At 66.3% G+C, this 4456-nt stretch carries 4 protein-coding genes; all 4 read right to left on the bottom strand.

What is annotated here, in order from left to right:
• Window positions 1-122: 122 nt before the first annotated feature.
• Window positions 123-1247 carry an acyl-CoA dehydrogenase family protein gene (locus ACIQ3B_RS18080; RefSeq protein ID WP_397405066.1) on the bottom strand — a complete coding sequence of 375 codons (1125 nt, stop codon included), beginning with the start codon at window positions 1245-1247 and terminating at the stop codon, window positions 123-125.
• Between the two features lie 34 nt (window positions 1248-1281).
• Window positions 1282-2490 carry an acyl-CoA dehydrogenase family protein gene (locus tag ACIQ3B_RS18075; protein ID WP_397405064.1) on the bottom strand — a complete coding sequence of 403 codons (1209 nt, stop codon included), beginning with the start codon at window positions 2488-2490 and terminating at the stop codon, window positions 1282-1284.
• Window positions 2491-2607: 117 nt separating this feature from the next.
• The gene (locus ACIQ3B_RS18070; protein WP_397405062.1) at window positions 2608-2832 is read right to left on the bottom strand and encodes a hypothetical protein; all 225 of its coding nucleotides are present in this window, start codon (window positions 2830-2832) and stop codon (window positions 2608-2610) included.
• A 49-nt stretch (window positions 2833-2881) separates the two neighbouring features.
• The gene (locus tag ACIQ3B_RS18065) at window positions 2882-3901 is read right to left on the bottom strand and encodes a LacI family DNA-binding transcriptional regulator (RefSeq protein ID WP_397405068.1); all 1020 of its coding nucleotides are present in this window, start codon (window positions 3899-3901) and stop codon (window positions 2882-2884) included.
• Window positions 3902-4456 lie beyond the last annotated feature (555 nt).

The following is a 4456-nucleotide window of genomic DNA, read 5'->3' as shown; positions in this document are numbered from 1 at the left end:
TCCCGAAGATCACATGACAGAGGATGACCCATGCATGCCGGCCTCCTTCACCAGCATGCAGCTTGAATCACTCCATCACTGATTTGGGAATCCCTCCCGATTCACAGCGTAGGGAAACCGCTCTAGAGCAGGAGGTCCGCCAGCTTCGCCTTGTGCCACGCCGCGTCGCCGTATTGCGAGGCATGCCAGATGGCGCGGCGACGATAGAGCTGGGCGTCGCAGTCATAGGTGAAGCCGAACCCGCCGTGAAACTGGATGGCCCGGTCCGCTGCAAACGAGAGGGTGGTGTCGGCCTGGGCCTTGGCCATGCGTGTGGCGATCTCGCCCACGCCCTGTTCGCCAAAGCAATGGGCGGCGCTGTAGACGTGGCTGCGGGTCTGCTCGTAGCTGACGTAGGCGTCGACAATCGGGTGCTTCAGCGCCTGGTAGGCGCCGATCAGCTGGCCGAACTGCACCCGGGTTTTCAGGTAGTCGAGCGTGTAGTCGATCACCGACTGGGTGCCGCCGCACATCTCGGCCGCTGCCAGCAGGTTGGCGGTCAGATGAATATGGTGAAGCGCGGCCCCGGCGCGGTCCGGGTCCAGCAGGTTGGCCGCTGGAACCTCGACGCCGTCCAGGGACAGGCTGTACGCCCGCTTGGTCTCGTCGATAATCACCTCGCGGCGCAGCGCATCGGGGCCCAGCGTGGCGCGGTCGATCAACACTATCGCCGGACGACCGTCCAGCATGACCGAGGCGATGATGTTGGACGCAGAGGCCGCATCGCTGACAAGCCGCTTCTCACCCGAGAGCCTCAGCGCGCCCGATCCGGTCGCCGTGGCGGTGCAGGTGATGTTCGCGAGGTCCCAGTCGCCGTTAGCCTCGCAGAGGGCCAGGCTGGTGATCGACCCTTCGGCCAGCCTCGGCAGCAGCGTCCGCTTCTGATCTTCCGTGCCGCCGGCCAGGATCGCCTGAGCGGCCAGGGTTGTGGAATAGAAGGGCCCGGCCAGCATGTAGCGGCCCATCTGCTCCATGACCGGAACCACCTCGGCCAGTTGCAGCCCTGCGCCGCCGTAGGCCTCCGGGATCGCGATACCCAGCCACCCCAGTTCGACGATCTCGCGCCAGACGTCGGGATCGTGTCCGGTGTCGTCCTCGATCAACTGGCGCACGCGCGCCATCGGCGACCGCTTCGCGCAGAACGAGGTCGCCACCTCCAGCAGGCTGCCCTGATCCTCGCTGAATCCCAGCCGTCCCAGTTCCTGCATCAGCCGTGTCCCATGGTGCTCGTGGCCATCCGGTTCAGCTCTTCGGCAGGCCGAGCACATGCTCGCCGATGATGTTGCGCTGGATCTGCGAGGTGCCGCCGCCGATCGTGCCCGAGAAGGCGTTCAGGTAGGACCGGGTCCACCAGCCGCCGTCGACGGCGTTGGGGTCGCCCACATAGTAGGCTCCGTGGGCGCCGTTCAGGCTGATGGCGAACTCATTGATCCGGCGCGAGAATTCCGAGTGCATCAGCTTGCCGCTCAGCGCCACGCCAGTTGGCCGATCGGTGTTGAGCGGGCTGAAGCCCGAGCGCTGCGAGCACAGGGCGTTGCTCTGGATGTCGATCATGAAGTCCACCATCCGGGCGCGGAGCGCTGGATCTTCAAGGGCGGGCTTGCCGCCGCGGGTCATCTTGCGCGCCATCTCCAGCACGTCCCAGGCGTTGGACCCCACCGCCACATAGCCGCCCGCCTGGCCGCCACGCGCGCCGCGCTCGTACTCCAGGGTCCGCATGGCCACCTTCCAGCCGCCGCCCTCGACACCGACGATTTCGTCCGCGGGGATCCGCGCCTCACGGAAGAAGGTCTGGGTGAAGCCATGTTCGCCGGTCAGCTTCTTGATTGGCCGGGTCTCGACGCCGTCGATCTTCATCGGCGCCAGGAAAAAGGTCAGCCCGTCGTACTTGCGATCACCCGGGGGCTGGGTCCGCGCCAGCAGGATCATGTAGCGGGCGTACTTGCCCAGCGTCGTCCAGATTTTCGAACCCGTCACGACGTAGCTGTCGCCATCCCGTACCGCGCGGGTCTGGGCGTTGCCCAGGTCCGAGCCATTCTCCGGCTCCGAGAAACCCTGGCACCAGATGTCCTCCGCCGACAGGATCCCCTTGAGATACTTCGCACGCTGCGCCGGCGAACCCATGTCAAGCAGGAGCGGCCCGGTCCAGTTGAGGCCGATGGCGTTCAGGAAGATCGGTCCGCCGTGGCGGCGCATGGCCCGGGTGGCCTCCGCCTGAAACGCCTGCGCCAGGCCGCCGCCGCCATATTCCTTCGGCCAGGCCGCGCCCAGATAGCCGGCCTCATAGACCTTGTTCTGCCAGTCGCGCAGGAAGTGGAACTGCTGATCCGTGCCCACTTCCATGAAGGTCAGAGGCAGCATGAAACCCGGATCGCGGTTCACGTTTTCCCTGAACCAGGCGTCGGCGGCCTCGGCGAAGGCTTGCAGGTCTTTCGGATCGACGTCGGACATTGTGGAACCTCCCAGGGCGTCTTTCCTCCTGACAGACGGAGGCTTCGTCAAGCGTGCTGCGCCGTAAATGCGAGTGTTCCCGCGACGGAAGGCTAGGTGGTACTCGTCCTGGCGACCTCAGAAAGGGGGCTTGAAGGCGGCGCACTGGCGGCAGACCTCCGGTCCCGCCGTCTCCATGAACTCACGTGCATCGATCTCCGGACGCTGATGGAGCCAGCCTACCTGCGCCATGCGGCGGATCATCATGAAGGTCGGGATCAAGGCTTCGTCGAAATCGATCACCGTCAGGCGGTCCTGCCCCATCAGGATGTTGCCGTGATAGGTGGCGTCGGTGCAAATCACGCCGCGCCGGCGCCGAGCGCCTGGTTCCGGCGGTCAAGCAGGTCAGCGGTCATGTGGAGGGTCCCTTCGGCGGCGGCGCTGTGCTTCCCCGGATAACCAACTGGTGCGGCAAGGTCACGTCGCGCCGATCTGCGGCCTCGCCGCTCAGGATATCCAGCAACAGCTTGACCACACGACGCCCGATCTCGTGGGTCGGCTGGCTGATGGTGGTCAGCGGCGGATCGAGATAGCGGGCGAAACGGATATCATCGAAGCCGACCACCGATATGTCATCCGGACACTTCAGCCCCCGGTGACGGATCGCCGCCAGCGCGCCCATGGCCATCTCGTCATTGAAGCAGAACAGCGCCGTGGGCGGTGAGGGGCGATCGAGCAGTTCCCCGGCCCGCGCCTCGCCCGACTCGATAGAGAAGTCGCCGGTGGCCACGATCAGCGCCTTGAGCTTCGCCTGACGCGGGACGGCGCCCTGGACCCCGGCCAGCCGATCGCGGCTGATCGGGCTGATCAGCGGCCCGGTGATCACGCCGATCCGCCTGTGACCTATCTCACATAGGTGCGCCATCACCTCGGCGGCGGCGCGTTCGTTGTCGATGTGGGCGCTGGAGACGCTCAGGCTCGGGCTGAACTCACAACCGTTAACAATCGGCGTGCGGGGCCCCATCCGGGCCACCATCGCGGCCAGCGCATCCGGCAGGCGGTGCCCTAGAAAGATCAGCCCGTCCGCCTCCTTGCGCAGCAGCATCTGGGCGTACTGATCCTCGCGGGCCTCCTCGTGGCGGGTATCGCCGAGCAGCACCGCATAGCCCGCCGCCGTGGCCGCCTCCTCAACGCCCCGGATCACCTGCGAGAAGAACGGATTGGAGATGTCGGGCACGGTCACCAGGATCTTGTCCGTGCGCAGGGTCCGCAGCGTCTTGGCGGCCAGGTTCGGGGTGTAGCCCAGGTCCGCCACCGCTTCCCGGACCCGGGCGCGCGTGCCCTCGGCCACCTGATCCGGCGCGCTGAACACCCGGGACACCGTCGCGGTGGAGACCCCGGCGCTGCGCGCAACATCCTGAATCGTGGTCATCGCCCGGAGAGTGGCGGCGGGGGCGGTGGAAGACAAGCGTGGGCAGGAACGAGGGCCTTCGGCCATCACCGCCTCTCCCCCGCGACCTGGCGACCGCGAGGGCGACGAGAGGGAGAGGGTTGGGAGAGGGCCGGCTGGGCGACTCTGGCGGGACGTCGAGGGCCATCAAGCGTCGCCGCCGTACATCCTCGCCGTCCCATCGGCGGATCACGTTCTCACGCGCCGACCCTCTCCTCAATCCTCCCCCTCTCGGCTTCGCCGGGGGCGAGGAGGGCTGGTCGCAGGAGTCCGTGTGACATGAAAACCCCGCAACAGGCTCTATGGGGATAGGTACCGTGTCGCCAATCGGATGTCAGCGCGTCTCCACACAGCCGCGACCCAAAGCGGACGTCCCGAGCAAGTCGGTCCGTCGTTGACAAATTCGGGGAACTAGGCTCAGGACCCATTGAAATGATTCCCAAGGCGGGGTTGGTCTGATTCACTGGCGGCGCATGGAGGCGTCGTCATGAGTGATTTGATCTGGTTGTCGCAGGCGCAGATGCGCCGGATTGAGCC

Source organism: Phenylobacterium sp. (assembly GCF_044358365.1).
Lineage (GTDB): Bacteria > Pseudomonadota > Alphaproteobacteria > Caulobacterales > Caulobacteraceae > Phenylobacterium.
This window is presented reverse-complemented; position numbering and strand designations above follow the sequence as displayed.

What these genes read in the sequence shown, in the direction of transcription:
- ACIQ3B_RS18080 (WP_397405066.1), bottom strand. Translation starts at nt 1,247, where the DNA reads ATGCAGGAACTGGGACGGCTGGGATTCAGCGAGGATCAGGGCAGCCTG.
- ACIQ3B_RS18075 (WP_397405064.1), bottom strand. Translation starts at nt 2,490, where the DNA reads ATGTCCGACGTCGATCCGAAAGACCTGCAAGCCTTCGCCGAGGCCGCC.
- ACIQ3B_RS18065 (WP_397405068.1), bottom strand. Translation starts at nt 3,901, where the DNA reads ATGACCACGATTCAGGATGTTGCGCGCAGCGCCGGGGTCTCCACCGCG.